The following is a 16,056-nucleotide window of genomic DNA, read 5'->3' as shown; positions in this document are numbered from 1 at the left end:
GGGTCTTTGCCGTGGTTTCGCCGCGCTGGCCGCATTGCCCGGTGCGGCCCGCTCCCTTAGCATGGGGCGCTCGTGACCCCGCGCACGTCGCGCGAGGCGCTTGCCCAAGGAGTGTTGCCCAATGATGCCCGACTACCGGAGTGTACTGCTCGCGCTCATGGTCGCGTTGTGCCCGGCCCTGCCAGCTGTCGCCGAGGAGCGCGACGCCGACGCCCGTTTGCGGGCCCTTTACGAGGAGGAATATGCCTGGCGGCAACAGATACTCGGCAAGGTGAGGGATGACGAGGGCGAGTGGCGGGACGGCGATCGTCTGCCAGCGGTGGACGCCCGCTCCCAGGCCGGGCACCTCGCCTATTGGCGCGAAGCGCTCGCGAAGCTGGATGCGATCGCGGTGGACGAACTCAGCCATCAGGAGCGGATCAATGCCGCGGTCTTTCGCCAGATTGTCACCACGCTCGCCGACGAGGTCGGGTACCGGGCCTACGAGGCGCCGCTGAACTCCGACAGTTTTTTCTGGACCGGCCTGTATCCGCGGCTCGGGGGCTTCGAGGATGCCGAGGCCTACCGGCGCTATGTCCGGCGCCTGCGGGACCTGCCGCGTTTTTTTGACGACAACATGGCCAACATGCGCGCGGGCCTCGAGCGGGGCTACAGCGTGCCGCGGGTCACCCTCGCCGGCCGCGACCAGTCGATAGAGGCCTACCTGGTCGCGGGGGAGGGCAACCCCTTCTGGACCCCGATGAAGGCCCTGCCGGCAACGATTCCCGCGGCGCAGCGCGCCCAGCTGGAGGCCGAGGTCCGCGAGGCGATCGACGAGGCGGTGGTGCCGGCCTACCGCAAGCTGCTGACCTTCATGCGCGAGGAGTATATCCCCAACGCGCGCTCGACCCTCGCCGCGCGGGATTTGCCCGATGGGGAGGACTTTTACCGTGCGCAGATTCGCGCGTTTACTACCCTGGACTTGAGCCCGGAGACAATCCACCAGATGGGGCTGGCGGAGGTCGAGCGAATCCTCGCGGAAATGCGGACGGTGATCGACGCCACCGGTTTCGACGGTGACATGGAAGCCTTCCTGGAATTCCTGCGCACCGATCCGCAGTTCTACGCCAAGACTCCGCGGGAATTGCTGTCCTACTCCGCCTATGTCGCCAAGCAGGTAGATGGCAAGTTGGGCGAGACGATTGGCTTCCTGCCGCGACGCCGCTTCACGATTTTGCCGGTGCCGGATGCTATCGCGCCGTTCTATACCAGTGGGCGGGGCGGCCTGGACAGCTGCCTGATGAACACCTACGACCTGCCCTCGCGACCGCTGTTCAACCTGACTGCGCTGACCCTGCACGAGTGCGGTCCCGGCCACGCCCTGCAGGCCGCCATCGCCAAGGAGGCCCCCGGGGAGATTCCCCGCTTCCGCCGCGACAACTACTTTTCCGGTTACGGCGAAGGCTGGGGTCTGTACACCGAATGGCTGGGCACGGTAATGGGCGTGTATGAAACGCCCTATGAGGACTTCGGCCGGCTCTCCTATGAAATGTGGCGAGCCTGCCGGTTGGTGATCGATACCGGCGTGCACTATTTCGGCTGGAGTCGCGAGCGCGCCCTGGCCTACCTGCGCGACCACACGGCGCTGTCCGAACACGAGGTCACCACCGAGGTGGATCGCTATATCTCCTGGCCCGGCCAGGCCCTGGCCTATAAGCTGGGGGAAATGTTGATCCGCCGCAAGCGGGCCGAGGCCGAGGAAGCGCTGGGGAGCGGTTTCGACCAGCGCTATTTCCACGATGTGATCCTGGGCCTGCGCTCGGTGCCGCTGCCGGTGCTTGAGCGGGAGCTGGACGCGTGGATCGCGGGCGGTGGCGAGAATCCCTACCAGGGCCTGGCCCCCTAAGGATAGCGAGGGGCAATTCAGCCTGTCGGCGGCGGCTGTTCCCGGTGCTGCCGGAGGAAGTCGACCAGCTCCGCGATGGGCAGGGGGCGGGCGAACAGCCAGCCCTGCCCCTCGGCACAGTGGCTCTGGCGCAATTGCTCGAGCTGGCTGGCGGTTTCCACCCCCTCCGCGACGACCGTGAGGTCGAAGTTGTCGGCGAGACGGGTAATGGCGCGGACGATGGCCGCGCTGCGTTCCTGCGATTCCATGTCGGCGACGAAGGTGCGATCTATTTTCAGCTCGTCCACTGGCAGGTCTCGCAGCATGGCGAGCCCCGAGTAACCGGTACCGAAATCATCGATGGAAAAGCGAACGCCGCTGTGGCGCAGCTCCGAGATATGGGCGATGGTGGTCGCCACGTCCTCGAGTGCGGCGCTTTCGGTGATCTCCAGCTGGAGATAGGGGCGCAGTGCGTCGTGCCGCTTCAGGAGCTCTTCCATCCGGTGTCGGAAGTTCCTCGCGGTAAATTCCAGCGCGGAGATGTTCATCGACACGCGGGGCAGTTGCGAGCCCAGGAGGTTGGCGGTTTGCAGCTCCTTCAGAGCCGTGGACATCACCAGCTCGGTTATCGGGGCGATCAGCAGGTGCTGCTCCGCCAGGGCGATAAAGCGGCTGGGTGAAACGGTGCCACGAATTGGGCAGTGCCAGCGCACGAGCACCTCGCAGCCTGTGATTGCCAGGTCGGACAGGCGCACCTGCGGCTGGTATACCAGGCTGAGGCCGCCGTGCGCTATGGCCTGTTTCAGCCCTGAAAGCAGCGCTTGCTTGTCCCGCTCGCGTTTTGCCAGGGCCTTGTTGAAATAACTGATGCGGGCCGGCCCGTTGAGGCGCGCCGCTCGCAGGGCCTGCCCGGCGGCGGACACCAGCTGGTTCGCGCGGGTGCCGTCGTCGGGGGATAGCGCGGCGCCTATGGAGCAGGTGAGTTCCAGCTCGGCCTTGCGAGTGGCTTCATTGAATACTCGCTGCAGTCGCGCCGCCTGTTGCTGGGAGTCGCCGGCGGCCGCCTCCCGCAGGGGGATGGCAAGGCCGAATTCGTCGAAGCCGAGGCGGGATAGCAGCGTGTCGGCACTGTGTTCGTTGCGCAAATGGTCGCCGAGCAAGCTGAGGAAGGCATCGGCCGCCGGCTGCCCGATCTCAATCGCCAGGTCGTTGAAGCGATCGATGTCCATGTATAGCACCAGCACGGGGAATTGTTCCCGGGACGAGCGCTGCAGGGTCTTGTCCAGGTGGCTGCTGAACAGGGAGTGCCGCAGCAGGTTGGTTTGCGGGTCCAGCTCCTGCAGGCGGGTGATGCGGCGAAAACCGCGGTAGGCCAGGGCGAAAAGCAGGATCGAGGTGACGGCGATAAACCCCCAGCCCTTGTAGCTCTGCAGTCGCGACAGCCGTTCGGGATCGCCGCCCACGAACGTTTCCAGTGCGAGGTCGGACAGGGCGATCCACGCCGCCCCCAGTACTCCGTAGGCGAGTACGATAGGCAGGGTCGATGCCAGGGCCTTGTCGCCAATGCCCTGGCGTTTCGAATCGTTGCGGCCACCGGGGGGGTTGCGCCTCCAAATCATGTTTCGGTCTTCGTGCTTGTCTGGCGTGTAAGTGTATACGCTGCGGTGCGAGAATGAAGTGTCGCGATGCACTGCGGGGCGCGCGGTGAAGGTGCCGGGGCTCTGGGTCGGTCAATTTTTGATCGACGCCGGACAATGTGGTGGATTGGGACCAATTGGGGTATTGCGCCGCTTGACTCCCTTTGGCCGCCCTCCATAATGGGGCGCTTGTTGGTTCCGAGCACTAGATGTCCCCGCTGTATGAGCACACCTGACTTTCAGTTGAAAGGCAGCACGGTCACCGTTGTTGTACTTGAACTTCACCGCTATACCCCAGAATTGTTTCCCGCCCAGCTGGAAGAGCGCATACAGCAGGCGCCGGCCCTGTTTCAGGGCTCGCCGGTGGTGGTCGACGTGGAGCAGTTGCTCATCCCGGAGGGGCAGTTGGATGTGCCCGGGCTGCTGGACCAGTGCCGCGGGGCGGGTCTGCGTCCCATTGCCCTGAGGGGTGTCGGCGAGAGCCTGGCCGAGGCGGCCGCCGACAGCGGCCTGGCGATTTTGCCGGCGGCGGCGTCCCGGCAGCGCCGCAACATTCGGGAGGAAGCGGAGCCGGCCCGGGACGTTGAAATTCGTACCGAACAGCGGGCGGCGCCGGCGGCGCGCCCCACCCGCACCATCACTCGCCCGGTGCGCTCCGGGCAGCAGGTCTATGCCGAGGGGGGCGACCTGATCGTGCTGGCCCAGGTCAGCGAGGGCGCGGAAGTCCTGGCGGACGGCAATATCCATATCTATGGCGCCCTGCGCGGGCGTGCCCTGGCGGGGGTTCACGGCGATGCCGCCGCGAGAATTTTCTGCCAGCACATGGATGCCGAGTTGATCTCGGTGGCTGGTCATTTTTTGCTCAGCGATGGCATTGCCGACACCCTGCACCGCAAGCCGGCGCAGGTCGCCCTGGAGGGGGACGCGCTCAGCGTCGAACCCCTGTAACCCGGGCATTGCCAAAACCATCTCACAATACTTAACAGGAGCCCCCAAGTGGCAAAAATCATCGTAGTAACCTCGGGCAAGGGCGGTGTTGGCAAAACCACCAGCAGCGCCGCGATCGGTACCGGCCTGGCGCAGCGCGGCCACGCCACGGTCATCGTCGATTTCGATGTGGGTTTGCGCAACCTGGATTTGATCATGGGTTGCGAGCGCCGCGTGGTCTATGACTTTGTGAATGTGATCAACGGCGAGGCCACCCTGAACCAGGCCCTGATCAAGGACAAGCGCACCGAGCAGCTGTACATCCTGCCGGCCTCCCAGACCCGCGACAAGGACGCCCTCACCGAGGAGGGCGTGGCCGCGGTGCTGGAGGAACTCAAGGGGCGCTTCGACTACATCGTTTGCGACTCACCCGCCGGCATCGAAAAGGGGGCCCAGATGGCCCTGTATTTCGCCGACGAGGCCATCGTCGTGACCAACCCCGAGGTGTCGTCGGTGCGCGATTCGGATCGCATCCTCGGCATTCTCCAGAGCAAGTCCCTGCGGGCGAAGGAGGGCGAGGAGCCGGTGCGGGAGCACCTGCTGCTGACCCGCTACAGCCCGGCCAGGGTCGCCGCCGGTGAAATGCTGAGCGTGGCCGATGTGGAAGATATCCTCGCCATTCCGCTGCTGGGGGTGATTCCCGAGTCCCAGGATGTGCTCAAGGCCTCCAACCAGGGCGAGCCGGTGATTCTCAACGACGAGGCCCAGGCCGGACAGGCCTACAGCGACGCGGTGGACCGCTTGCTGGGCGAGAACCGGCCCCACCGCTTCCTCGAGGAGCAGCGTCAGGGCTTCTTCCAGCGCCTGCTGGGGGGAGGCCGGGGATGAGTTTCTTCGATTATTTCCGCAATAAACGCGGCGCCAACTCCGCCGCCACGGCCAGGGAGCGATTGCAGGTCATTGTCGCCCACGAGCGCGGGCAGCGTAACCAGCCGGACTACCTGCCGCGCATGCAGCAGGAGATCCTCGAGGTGATACGCAAGTACATACCGGTTGAGCAGGACGACGTGCAGGTGCAGGTGGACGAGAGCAACAGCTGCTCGGTGCTGGAACTCAACGTCACCCTGCCTGGTTGATTGACGCCGGCGGTGCCGTGGCACCGCCGGCGAGAACTCATTCGGCCCGGGCCGCCACCGCGCGCCAGACGCGCATCAGGTTGGCTCCGAGCAGTTTCTCGATGTCGCCCTCGCTGTAGTCACGGCGCAGCAACTCGGCCACCAGGTTGGGGTAGGTGGAGACATCCTTGAGGCCGATGGGCAGCGAGTCTCCCACCCCGTCATAATCCGAACCGATACCCACGTGGTCGATGCCGGCAGTGTTCACCACGTGGTCGATGTGATCGGCGACCTCGCTCACCGTGGCGAAGGGCAGTGGCTGCTTGTCGCGGTAGCGCTGTTCAAAGGCCTGCATTTCCTCCGAACCCCATGCCAGGGCGTGACGCTTGGCATAGGTCTCGCGCGCCGTCGAATAATTCTCGAAATACTGGTTGGCCTTGGCGGTCACGAAGCTTGAACCGAAATTGATCATCACCACGCCGCCCTTGTTCGCCAGGGCGCGGAGCAGCTTGTCATCCATATTGCGCTCGAATCCCGGGGTGAATTTGCGCATGGAGGAGTGGGAGGCGATGACCGGGGCGCTGCTGCGCTCCAGGACTTCGAATGCCGCGGCGTCGGACAGGTGGGAGATGTCCACCATGATGCCCAGTTCGTTCATCTCCGAGACGACTTCCGCCCCGAAGGGGCTCAGGCCCCGCCACAGGCGGACGTCGTCGTAGGAGGAATCGCTGATGTGGTTGGATTCGCCGTGGGCCAGGGTGACATAGCGGACACCCCGGCGGTGAAAATGGCGCAGTTTGTCCAGGTCGCCGGCGATCGGGGCGCCGTTCTCCATGCCCAGGGCCAGTGAGATCTTGCCGGCTTTGAACTGCTTTTCGACCTCGACGGGACTGGTGGCGATCGCGAACTTGTCGGGCGCCCGGGCCACCATCGCCTCTACGTGGTCGATCAGGGTGTTGGCCAGGGCGTAGGCGCTGCCGTCGGATTCGCTGGATGCCGGGGTGTAGATCGACATGAAGGGCACATTGAGCCCGCCGGCAACGGCCCGCGGGTAGTCAAATTCACCCTTCTCCGTCGCCCGGGTGACATCCTCCCAGTGTTTGTGGATGCGGTAGGGCACGTCGATGTGGGTGTCCACCAGCAAGTACTTCCGGGCCAGTTCCCCGGCTCGCTCCTGCACTCGATCCGCGTGACCGTGGGGGCTTGCCAGTAGCGACAGTGCGAGCGCGCCGGCGAGGGCGCGGGGGCGAATGGGCATGGGAGCGTCTCCTGTTGCAATCGAAATCGGGCAGGATAAGCCATGGCGGCGCAAAACCCCAGTGCCGCCGTCGTGCGATGTCGTGCAACGAAACATTCATAAATATCCAACATTCAGGGCCTAGGATCGAAGGCTCGATCCGCAGGCAACTGACTGAGGCAAAGAAGATGTTTAAGAAACTCGCTTTGGCGGCCGCGCTCTCCGCGACCACGCTGCACACCCATGCTTTTTTCAACGACGCCGGAATTACCCTGGAGCAGTTGGGGACCTACGACGCCACCATCGGTGGCGGATTCGATGAGGGGGCGGCCGAGATCGTGGCCCATGACCCGGCGACGCAACGGCTGTTCGTGATCAACGCCAACGATAGCACGGTCGATGTGCTGGATATGTCCGACCCGGCGAAGCTGGCCCTGCTGTTCAAGATCGACGTCGCCGATAGCCTGCCGGATGCCGGCGGCGTCAACAGCGTCGCGGTCAGCAACGGGCTGGTGGCGGTGGCCGTGGAGCACGACGACAAACAGACCGATGGCTGGGTGGCCTTTTTTGAGGGCAGTGACGGCCAGTTTATCAACGCCGTTCAGGCCGGGGCCTTGCCCGACGCCGTCACTTTCACCGCCGACGGGAACTACGCCCTGGTGGCCAACGAAGGCGAGCCCAGCGACGACTACTCCGTAGACCCGGAGGGCTCGGTGAGCATCGTCTGGGTCGGGGACGGCGCGGCGAGCGCCACGGTCAGGCACGCCACCTTCGAGCGTTTCAACAACAAGCCGCACTGGTTGCGCGGCGTGCGCATTTCGGGGCCGGGCGCATCCGTGGCGCAGGACCTGGAGCCCGAGTTCATCGCCACCTCCGCCGATTCGGCCACCGCCTGGGTGACCCTGCAGGAGAACAACGCGTTGGCCAGGATCGATATCGCCAGGGCCGAGGTCGAGGCCCTGCTTCCCCTGGGCACCAAAAAACACCGTCGCCGGGGCAATGGCCTGGACGCCAGCAACCGGGATGGCGGTATCAATATCGCCAACTGGCCGGTGGAGGGGCTGTACATGCCCGACGGGCTCGCCTCGTACAGCGTCTGGGGGCGCACCTTTCTGGTGAGCGCCAATGAGGGGGATGCCCGGGAGTACGCTTTCGAAACCGAAGAGGAAAACTGCCCAAGCGGGCCCCAGTATGAGTACGACGACGGCGAGTGCATTTATATCGACGAGGCGCGCGTGGAAGATCTCGAGCTCCATCCCTGGTTGGCGCGCTATCGCGGCATGAATGATCTCCAGGCCGGGGAAAACATCGGGCGCCTGAAGGTCGTGACCACCGACGGTGTCGACCGCAAAGGGCGCCATCGCACCCTGTATTCCTACGGCGCGCGGTCAATTTCGATCTGGGATAGCCGCGGCCGCCGGGTCTATGACTCCGGGGATACCATGGAACGCAAGACCGCCGGGTTGCTGCCCGAATTCTTCAACAGCACCAATGACGAGAACGGCAGCTTCGACAGCCGCAGCGACGACAAGGGGCCTGAGCCCGAGGGCGTGGTGGTCGGGGAGGTCTCCGGCGCGCAGTATGCCTTTGTCGGCCTGGAGCGCATTGGGGGCATCATGATTTTCAATGTGAGCAACCCCTATAACGCCTACTATGTCGACTACGTCAACAACCGCGATTTCAGCATTGAGGATGTTGAGGGGGATATCGAAAGCGACAGCCCCTCCACCGTGGGTGATCTCGGTCCGGAGGGCCTGGTGTTCATTCCCGGTGATCAGTCGCCGACGGGGGAACCATTACTGGTGGTTGGCAATGAGATCAGCGGCACGACCACCGTTTACGCAATCGTACCCACCGACAGCAATTAAACAAATGGGGGACGGATACCTATTTCCAGTAACAAATAGGATAAATAGGGGACGGATACTAATGGCACCTACTTAACCCTTGTAGGGCCGAATTTATTCGGCCATTGATGCCTTGAGCACCGTTTTTGGTCGAATAAATTCGACCCTACAGAGGGCAACATACCCTGTTTTTGGCTTAAGTAAGTACCATTCGGGACGGATACCTATTTCCATGAGGAAAAATAGGTATCCGTCCTCGCTATTTAGACGATGCGCTTCATGGCGGTCATGTAGCCGCGCAGGGTCTTGCCCACGATTTCCACCGGGTGGCTGCGGATTGCCTCGTTGACCGCGATCAGCTCCTGGTTGTCCACGCCGTTGTCGCCGTCGATGCCCTTGCCGATCACGTCGGTGTCGATGCCGGCCATGAAGTCCTTGAGCAGCGGGCGGCAGGCCTGGTCGAACAGGTAGCAACCGTACTCGGCGGTATCGGAGATCACCACGTTCATCTCGTACAGTTTCTTGCGCGCGATGGTGTTGGCGATCAGCGGGGTTTCGTGGAGCGACTCGTAATAGGCCGACTCGGCAATGATGCCGGCGGACACCATGGTTTCGAAGGCCAGTTCGACACCCGCCTTGATCATGGCGACCAGCAGGATGCCGTGGTCGTAGAATTCCTGCTCGCTGATGTCGGCATCGGTGTTGGGCGTCTGCTCGAAGGGCGTGTCCGCGGTGGCGGCGCGCCACTTCAGCAGGTTGGCGTCGTCGTTGGCCCAGTCGGCCATCATGGTGCGGGAGAACTCACCGGTGATGATGTCGTCCTGGTGCTTCTCGTACAGCGACCGCATCAGGTTCTTGAGTTCTTCGGCAAGGTGGAAGGCGCGGATCTTGGCCGGATTGGACAGGCGATCCATCATGTTGGTGATGCCGCCGTGCTTGAGGCCCTCGGTCACAGTCTCCCAGCCGTACTGGATCAGCTTGGAAGCGTAGCCCGGGTCAATGCCCTTCTCGACCATCTTGTCGAAGCACAGCAGGGAGCCGGTTTGCAGCATGCCGCAGAGGATGGTCTGCTCGCCCATCAGGTCCGATTTCACCTCGGCGATGAAAGAGGATTCGAGTACGCCGGCGCGGTGACCACCGGTGCCGGCGGCGTAGGCCTTGGCCAGTTCCAGGCCCTCGCCGCGGGGGTCGTTTTCCCGGTGCACGGCGATCAGCGTGGGCACGCCAAAGCCGCGCTTGTACTCCTCGCGCACCTCGGTGCCGGGGCACTTGGGGGCTACCATGATCACGGTGATGTCCTCGCGGATCTGCATGCCCTCTTCCACGATGTTGAAGCCGTGGGAGTAGGCGAGGCAGGAGTCCTTCTTCATCAGCGGCATGACCTGCTCGACCACCGAGGTGTGCTGCTTGTCGGGGGTGAGATTGAGCACCAGGTCCGCCTGGGGGATCAGGTCCTCGTAGGTGCCCACGTTAAAGCCGTTCTCGGTGGCGTTTTTCCAGGACTGGCGCTGTTCGGCGATGGCCGACTCGCGCAGCGCGTAGGCGACGTCCAGGCCGCTGTCGCGCAGGTTGAGGCCCTGGTTGAGGCCCTGGGCGCCGCAGCCCACGATCACCAGTTTCTTGCCGCGCAGCGCCTCGACGCCGTCGGCGAACTCGCCGCGCGCCATGAAGCGGCATTTACCCAGCTGTTGCAGCTGCAGGCGCAGCGGCAGGGTGTTGAAGTAGTTTTGTCCCATGATCGGGGCCTCCCTTGTTAAGCGAAAGAGCGAATAGAGGGGGGCACGATACGCCATCTTTATATTTGCGTAAAACGCTATATTGAGAAAAGAGTATTGCGTATAGTGCAAAGCATGTTTTGCGCCATGGAGCGCCGATGGATATTCGCAGCCTGCAGGTCTTCCTGTCAGTGGCCGATACACTTAACTTTAGTCGCAGCAGCGAACAGCTGCACCTCAGCGTGAGCGCGGTCAGCCGGTCGGTCCAGCGGCTGGAGGAGGCGGTGGGGCGGACGTTGCTCGAGCGGGACAAGCGCAGCGTGCGCCTGACTCCGGCGGGGCGCGATTTCCGCAATTACGCCAGGCGCGCGGTGGACGACTGGCTGCAGATCCGGCGCCAGCTGGCGGGCGGCGCGCAACTGGCGGGGGAGGTCAGCCTGTATTGTTCGGTAACCGCCACCTACAGCATCCTGGCGCCTGTCCTCGAGGCTTTCCGGGCGAGCCAGCCGGGAGTGGAAATCCAGCTGCATACCGGCGATCCGGCGGATGGCATCGATAAACTGCTGTCCGGGCAGCACGACGTGGCGGTGACCGGTCGGCCGCCCACCCTGAACCCGCGTTTGAGTTACCTGCAATTGCAGGAGAGTCCGATGCTGTTCTGCATGCCGGCGGCGGATTGCGCGGTGCGCAGGCTGGTGCTGGAGGGGGACAGCAGCTCGCCGGATTTCGATTGGGAGCGCCTGCCGTTTATCGTGCCGGAGCGGGGGGCGACCCGGGACATGCTCGACGACTGGTTCGCGGCGACGGGCCTGCATCCGCGCATTTACGCCCAGGTGGCCGGGCACGAGGCGATCGTGGCCATGGTGGGTCTGGGACTCGGCATCGGTATCGCGCCGGAGTTGGTGGTGCGGGCCAGCGGTTTGGGGGAGCGGGTCAGCCCGGTGCCCGTCTGGCAGCCGCTGCCCGCACTGGGTATCGGCCTGTGCGCGCCGCGCAAGACCCTGGCCGACCCCCTGGTGCGCGCGTTCTGGGACGTGGCGGCCAACACCTTGCCCCGGGCAGTTTGATACAATGGGCGTTGGTTTTGCGGCAGAGCGATTATGACTAAACACGAATCACCGGAATCCCCGGAAACCCAACCCGATGCCGCGGCGCAACCCGGTGTCTCGCCGTCGCTGGATATGCTGGTCGACGAGCACGAGGAGGAAGTTTCCGAGAACGGGCGCACGGTGCGCAGGCAGGGGGTGTACCTGCTGCCGAACCTGTTCACCACCGGGGCGCTGTTTGCCGGTTTTTACGCGGTGATCGCCGCCATGCGCGGCGAGTTCGAGGCGGCCGCCATCGCCATCTTCTTCGCCGCCGTGTTTGACGGCCTGGACGGGCGTATCGCCCGGCTGACCAATACCTCCAGCAAGTTTGGTGCGGAGTACGACAGCCTGGCGGACATGGTGTCCTTCGGGGTGGCGCCCGCATTGGTGATGTTCAGTTGGGCCCTGGGTGACCTCGGCAAATTCGGCTGGAGCGCGGCCTTTATCTACGTGGCCTGCGCGGCCCTGCGCCTGGCGCGCTTCAATACCCGGATTGACACCGCGGACAAGAATTACTTCACCGGCCTGGCCAGCCCGGCGGCCGCGGCGATCATCGCCAGTACGGTTTGGGTCTGTCACGATCTCGGCTGGGTCGGGGGCGGCTTGCCATTGGAAATTTCCGTCCTGGTGGCCCTGTTGACCTCGGCGGTGGGCATTTTGATGATCGCCAACTTCCCCTACTACAGTTTCAAGGGGGTGGACTTCCGTGGCCGGGTGCCCTTCGTGGTGATTATTCTGGTGGTGCTCACCTTTGGGTTGGTCACGCTTGACCCGCCCCTGATTCTGCTGCTGGCCTTTCTCGCCTACGCGGTCTCCGGCCCGGTACTGCAACTGCGGCGCTGGCGGCAGCGGCGCCGCGGTACGGACTAATCCCCACCGCGGCTCGCAATCCGGTGGAACCATCCGCACGGAGGGTGCTCTGATAACATAACAGGGCAAAGCAGGAGGTCGCCCATGGTCGGCCGGTTCACCGTTCCCAGGATTTCTCCCAGCGAAATCACGCCGGAGAGTGTCTATCTCAACCGCAGGCAACTGATGCGCTCCGCCGGAGCCGTCTTGTCCGCGACCGCTCTGGGCGCGGCCTCCAGCAGTGCGGCGGCGGTCACTGGCGGCGAGGCGCTGGACTACGCTTCCGCCCGGTCCGGGCAGGGCTTCTCCACGGACGAGGACAAGACGCCACTCGGCGATGTCACGTCCTACAACAATTTCTACGAGTTCGGCACCGACAAGGGCGACCCCGTCGACCATGCCCACGAGATGACCACCGACCCGTGGACTGTGGAAGTGTCGGGCCTGGTCAACAAGCCGGGCAAGCTTCACCTCGAGGATATCCTGGGAGGCTTTGATCTCCAGGAGCGCATCTACCGGCTGCGCTGCGTGGAGGCCTGGTCGATGGTGATTCCCTGGGTCGGATTTCCCCTGGCGGAACTCCTGAAGCGCTTCGAGCCGACCGGCGACGCCCGATTCGTCGAGTTCCGCACCCTTTACCGGCGCGCTGAGATGCGCGGCACCCGCTCATTCACCAGTATCATCGACTGGCCCTACCGCGAAGGCTTGCGCTTGGACGAGGCCATGCACCCCCTGACCCTGATGGCCGTGGGGTTGTACGGCAAGACGCTCCCCAACCAGAACGGCGCGCCACTGCGCCTGGTCGTACCCTGGAAGTATGGCTTCAAGAGCATCAAGTCGATTGTGGGTATCCGGCTGCTGGACAGTCAGCCCGCCACATCGTGGCAAACCCTGGCGCCGAGTGAATACGGTTTTTACGCCAATGTGAATCCCAGGGTGGATCACCCGCGCTGGAGCCAGAAATACGAGCGACGCCTGCCCAACAGCCTGTTCGACCCGAACCGTATTCCGACGCGGATGTTCAATGGTTACGCGGAACAGGTGGCGCATCTCTACAAGGGCATGGACCTGAGCAGATTTTACTGATGCGCGGGCGAGCGATTCGATGGGGGGTATTTATTCTATGCCTGACCCCCTTTCTCATGTTGGCATGGCGGGCGGCAACGGGCGCCCTGGGGGCTGACCCGGCCAAGACGCTGATGCTGCAAACAGGTGAGTGGTCGCTTCGCTTCCTGGTCCTGACCTTGCTTGTATCGCCGTTGCGGCAGTGGACCGGGTGGGCGCTGGTGATGCGCATGCGCCGCATGATCGGGCTCTATGCCTTCTTCTACGCCTGCATTCACCTGGCGAGCTTTGGTCATTTCTACATTGGCTGGAGCGCGACGATTCTCGCCGAGGAACTGGTCGAAAGGCCCTATGTCACCGTGGGCTTTGTGGCCTGGTTGTTGTTGCTGCCGCTGGCAGTGACCTCGACCCGCGGCTGGCAGCGGCGCTTGCGCCGTCACTGGCAGCGCCTGCACCGTCTGATCTACCCCGCCGCGGTGCTCGCCTGCCTGCATCTGTTGTGGCAGGCCCGCTCTGACATCGGCGAAGCCCTGGTCTATATTGTGATGGTGGGCGCGCTCCTGGCTTGGCGGTGGCGACGCAGTCGCTTGTGGCACGCGCGATCGCGGGTCGCTGCAACCCGGGCGGCACACACCTGAAAAAAAAATCGCTAAAGGGGATTGCGCTACAGTCGGTTTTGCGTAGAATGCGCACCTCGCGTTGAGGCGCTCCCGGAAGCCGGTTTACAAGGACTCAGGGAGTTGTAAAGAATCTGAAAATTTTTTACAAAAAGCGCTTGCGGCATCCGAAACGATCCGTATAATGCGCAGCCTCAGTCAGGGGCAGCCACCCAGCCAAGCGCTAGCGGCGGCCTGATTGACCACCCGGAACCCGAGCGGTACGGGGTTGTTTAACAAGAAGACGAAGACAGATGTGTGGGCACTTGTTGAGGTAGTAGCTACAACTATTATCAGACACAAGTGACTCATTGATTCATTACGAATTCTTGATTTTCGAGTGTCTGAGCCGAGATTTGGCTGTAATCGTGGGGTAACCACGCAAACAGCTCCTCTTGCTGATTTCCTCTTTTTAAGGGGTGCAGAGGTAAAAGATTAAACTGAAGAGTTTGATCATGGCTCAGATTGAACGCTGGCGGCAGGCCTAACACATGCAAGTCGAGCGCGAAAGCCCTTCGGGGTGAGTAGAGCGGCGGACGGGTGAGTAACGCGTAGGAATCTACCTGGTAGTGGGGGACAACATGGGGAAACTCATGCTAATACCGCATACGCCCTACGGGGGAAAGCGGGGGACCTTCGGGCCTCGCGCTATCAGATGAGCCTGCGTTGGATTAGCTTGTTGGTGAGGTAAAGGCTCACCAAGGCGACGATCCATAGCTGGTCTGAGAGGATGATCAGCCACACCGGGACTGAGACACGGCCCGGACTCCTACGGGAGGCAGCAGTGGGGAATATTGCGCAATGGGCGAAAGCCTGACGCAGCCATGCCGCGTGTGTGAAGAAGGCCTTCGGGTTGTAAAGCACTTTCACTTGGGAAGAAAGGTTGCAGGTTAATAGCCTGTAGCTGTGACATTACCTTGAGAAGAAGCACCGGCTAACTCCGTGCCAGCAGCCGCGGTAATACGGAGGGTGCGAGCGTTAATCGGAATTACTGGGCGTAAAGCGCGCGTAGGCGGTTTGTTAAGTCGGATGTGAAAGCCCCGGGCTCAACCTGGGAATTGCACCCGATACTGGCCGACTAGAGTACGAGAGAGGGAGGTAGAATTCCACGTGTAGCGGTGAAATGCGTAGATATGTGGAGGAATACCGGTGGCGAAGGCGGCCTCCTGGCTCGATACTGACGCTGAGGTGCGAAAGCGTGGGGAGCAAACAGGATTAGATACCCTGGTAGTCCACGCCGTAAACGATGTCTACTAGCCGTTGGGGAACTTGAGTCCTTGGTGGCGCAGCTAACGCACTAAGTAGACCGCCTGGGGAGTACGGCCGCAAGGTTAAAACTCAAATGAATTGACGGGGGCCCGCACAAGCGGTGGAGCATGTGGTTTAATTCGATGCAACGCGAAGAACCTTACCAGGCCTTGACATCCTTGGAAGTTGGCAGAGATGCCTTCGTGCCTTCGGGAGCCAAGTGACAGGTGCTGCATGGCTGTCGTCAGCTCGTGTCGTGAGATGTTGGGTTAAGTCCCGTAACGAGCGCAACCCCTGTCCCTAGTTGCCAGCACGTCATGGTGGGAACTCTAGGGAGACTGACGGTGACAAACCGTAGGAAGGTGGGGACGACGTCAAGTCATCATGGCCCTTACGGCCTGGGCTACACACGTGCTACAATGGAACGCACAGAGGGCAGCTAACCCGCGAGGGGGCGCGAATCCCACAAAACGTTTCGTAGTCCGGATTGGAGTCTGCAACTCGACTCCATGAAGTCGGAATCGCTAGTAATCGTGAATCAGAATGTCACGGTGAATACGTTCCCGGGCCTTGTACACACCGCCCGTCACACCATGGGAGTGGGTTGCTCCAGAAGTGGTTAGCCTAACCTTCGGGAGGGCGATCACCACGGAGTGATTCATGACTGGGGTGAAGTCGTAACAAGGTAGCCCTAGGGGAACCTGGGGCTGGATCACCTCCTTAAACGACGTGGCACGCTTCTTCAAGTGTCCACACATTTGTCTTCGTCTAATTCGGTTGATGCGAAAGTAATCATGAGCTGCTGCAT

General features: G+C 62.7%; 12 protein-coding genes and 1 rRNA gene. 10 read left to right on the top strand and 3 right to left on the bottom strand.

Features of this window, described 5'->3' with window-relative positions:
• Nucleotides 1-121 precede the first annotated feature (121 nt).
• Nucleotides 122-1,885: a DUF885 domain-containing protein gene (locus tag JYP50_RS03680; protein ID WP_241262809.1), complete on the top strand. Its 1,764-nt coding sequence runs from the start codon at nt 122-124 to the stop codon at nt 1,883-1,885.
• A 17-nt stretch (nt 1,886-1,902) separates the two neighbouring features.
• Here the strand turns inward: JYP50_RS03680 and JYP50_RS03675 are convergent, their stop codons facing one another.
• Entirely contained in the window at nt 1,903-3,483 is a 1,581-nt protein-coding gene (locus JYP50_RS03675) for a putative bifunctional diguanylate cyclase/phosphodiesterase (protein ID WP_206559130.1), read from the bottom strand.
• 240 nt (nt 3,484-3,723) lie between these two features.
• Between JYP50_RS03675 and minC the strand changes: the two genes are divergently transcribed.
• Genes minC through minE form a run of 3 tightly spaced genes read left to right on the top strand, consistent with a single transcriptional unit; the run spans nt 3,724 to nt 5,564 of the window.
• On the top strand, nt 3,724-4,449 hold the full coding sequence (gene minC / locus JYP50_RS03670) for a septum site-determining protein MinC (RefSeq protein WP_206559129.1): 726 nt from the start codon (nt 3,724-3,726) through the stop codon (nt 4,447-4,449).
• Between the two features lie 48 nt (nt 4,450-4,497).
• Nucleotides 4,498-5,316 (top strand): septum site-determining protein MinD, encoded by an 819-nt coding sequence (gene minD, locus JYP50_RS03665; RefSeq protein WP_206559128.1) that lies wholly within the window; start codon nt 4,498-4,500, stop codon nt 5,314-5,316.
• Nucleotides 5,313-5,564, top strand: a complete 252-nt coding sequence (minE, locus tag JYP50_RS03660; protein WP_206559127.1) for a cell division topological specificity factor MinE — start codon at nt 5,313-5,315, stop codon at nt 5,562-5,564. The genes minD and minE overlap by 4 nt, the downstream gene beginning before the upstream one ends.
• 37 nt (nt 5,565-5,601) lie before the next feature.
• Here minE and JYP50_RS03655 read toward each other — a convergent pair whose 3' ends face one another.
• Entirely contained in the window at nt 5,602-6,801 is a 1,200-nt protein-coding gene (locus JYP50_RS03655) for a dipeptidase (protein WP_206559126.1), read from the bottom strand.
• 167 nt (nt 6,802-6,968) lie between these two features.
• Between JYP50_RS03655 and JYP50_RS03650 the strand changes: the two genes are divergently transcribed.
• Nucleotides 6,969-8,648, top strand: a complete 1,680-nt coding sequence (locus JYP50_RS03650; protein WP_206559125.1) for a choice-of-anchor I family protein — start codon at nt 6,969-6,971, stop codon at nt 8,646-8,648.
• A 242-nt stretch (nt 8,649-8,890) separates the two neighbouring features.
• Here the strand turns inward: JYP50_RS03650 and ilvC are convergent, their stop codons facing one another.
• Nucleotides 8,891-10,363 (bottom strand): ketol-acid reductoisomerase, encoded by a 1,473-nt coding sequence (ilvC, locus tag JYP50_RS03645; RefSeq protein ID WP_206559124.1) that lies wholly within the window; start codon nt 10,361-10,363, stop codon nt 8,891-8,893.
• A gap of 137 nt (nt 10,364-10,500) precedes the next feature.
• Between ilvC and ilvY the strand changes: the two genes are divergently transcribed.
• From ilvY to JYP50_RS03620, 5 genes are all read left to right on the top strand, one after another.
• Nucleotides 10,501-11,409, top strand: coding sequence for an HTH-type transcriptional activator IlvY (gene ilvY / locus JYP50_RS03640; protein ID WP_206559123.1), 909 nt, complete (start codon nt 10,501-10,503; stop codon nt 11,407-11,409).
• 33 nt (nt 11,410-11,442) lie between these two features.
• Nucleotides 11,443-12,300 carry a CDP-diacylglycerol--serine O-phosphatidyltransferase gene (gene pssA / locus JYP50_RS03635; RefSeq protein ID WP_206559122.1) on the top strand — a complete coding sequence of 286 codons (858 nt, stop codon included), beginning with the start codon at nt 11,443-11,445 and terminating at the stop codon, nt 12,298-12,300.
• An 84-nt stretch (nt 12,301-12,384) separates the two neighbouring features.
• The gene (msrP, locus tag JYP50_RS03630; protein ID WP_206559121.1) at nt 12,385-13,365 is read left to right on the top strand and encodes a protein-methionine-sulfoxide reductase catalytic subunit MsrP; all 981 of its coding nucleotides are present in this window, start codon (nt 12,385-12,387) and stop codon (nt 13,363-13,365) included.
• 113 nt (nt 13,366-13,478) lie between these two features.
• The gene (locus tag JYP50_RS03625) at nt 13,479-13,982 is read left to right on the top strand and encodes a sulfite oxidase heme-binding subunit YedZ (RefSeq protein ID WP_241262808.1); all 504 of its coding nucleotides are present in this window, start codon (nt 13,479-13,481) and stop codon (nt 13,980-13,982) included.
• Between the two features lie 455 nt (nt 13,983-14,437).
• Nucleotides 14,438-15,971: ribosomal RNA gene (locus tag JYP50_RS03620) — 16S ribosomal RNA — on the top strand.
• Nucleotides 15,972-16,056: the final 85 nt, after the last annotated feature.

The organism is Parahaliea mediterranea (genome assembly GCF_017255185.1).
Lineage (GTDB): Bacteria > Pseudomonadota > Gammaproteobacteria > Pseudomonadales > Halieaceae > JAFKCZ01.
The sequence above is the reverse complement of the archived record's forward strand: the minus strand, read 5'-3'. Positions and strand labels throughout refer to the sequence as shown.

Coding starts and splice junctions, on each gene's coding strand:
- JYP50_RS03680 (WP_241262809.1), top strand. CDS start 122: ATGATGCCCGACTACCGGAGTGTACTGCTCGCGCTCATGGTCGCGTTG.
- JYP50_RS03675 (WP_206559130.1), bottom strand. CDS start 3,483: ATGATTTGGAGGCGCAACCCCCCCGGTGGCCGCAACGATTCGAAACGC.
- minC (WP_206559129.1), top strand. CDS start 3,724: ATGAGCACACCTGACTTTCAGTTGAAAGGCAGCACGGTCACCGTTGTT.
- minE (WP_206559127.1), top strand. CDS start 5,313: ATGAGTTTCTTCGATTATTTCCGCAATAAACGCGGCGCCAACTCCGCC.
- JYP50_RS03655 (WP_206559126.1), bottom strand. CDS start 6,801: ATGCCCATTCGCCCCCGCGCCCTCGCCGGCGCGCTCGCACTGTCGCTA.
- JYP50_RS03650 (WP_206559125.1), top strand. CDS start 6,969: ATGTTTAAGAAACTCGCTTTGGCGGCCGCGCTCTCCGCGACCACGCTG.
- ilvC (WP_206559124.1), bottom strand. CDS start 10,363: ATGGGACAAAACTACTTCAACACCCTGCCGCTGCGCCTGCAGCTGCAA.
- ilvY (WP_206559123.1), top strand. CDS start 10,501: ATGGATATTCGCAGCCTGCAGGTCTTCCTGTCAGTGGCCGATACACTT.
- pssA (WP_206559122.1), top strand. CDS start 11,443: ATGACTAAACACGAATCACCGGAATCCCCGGAAACCCAACCCGATGCC.
- msrP (WP_206559121.1), top strand. CDS start 12,385: ATGGTCGGCCGGTTCACCGTTCCCAGGATTTCTCCCAGCGAAATCACG.
- JYP50_RS03625 (WP_241262808.1), top strand. CDS start 13,479: ATGCTGCAAACAGGTGAGTGGTCGCTTCGCTTCCTGGTCCTGACCTTG.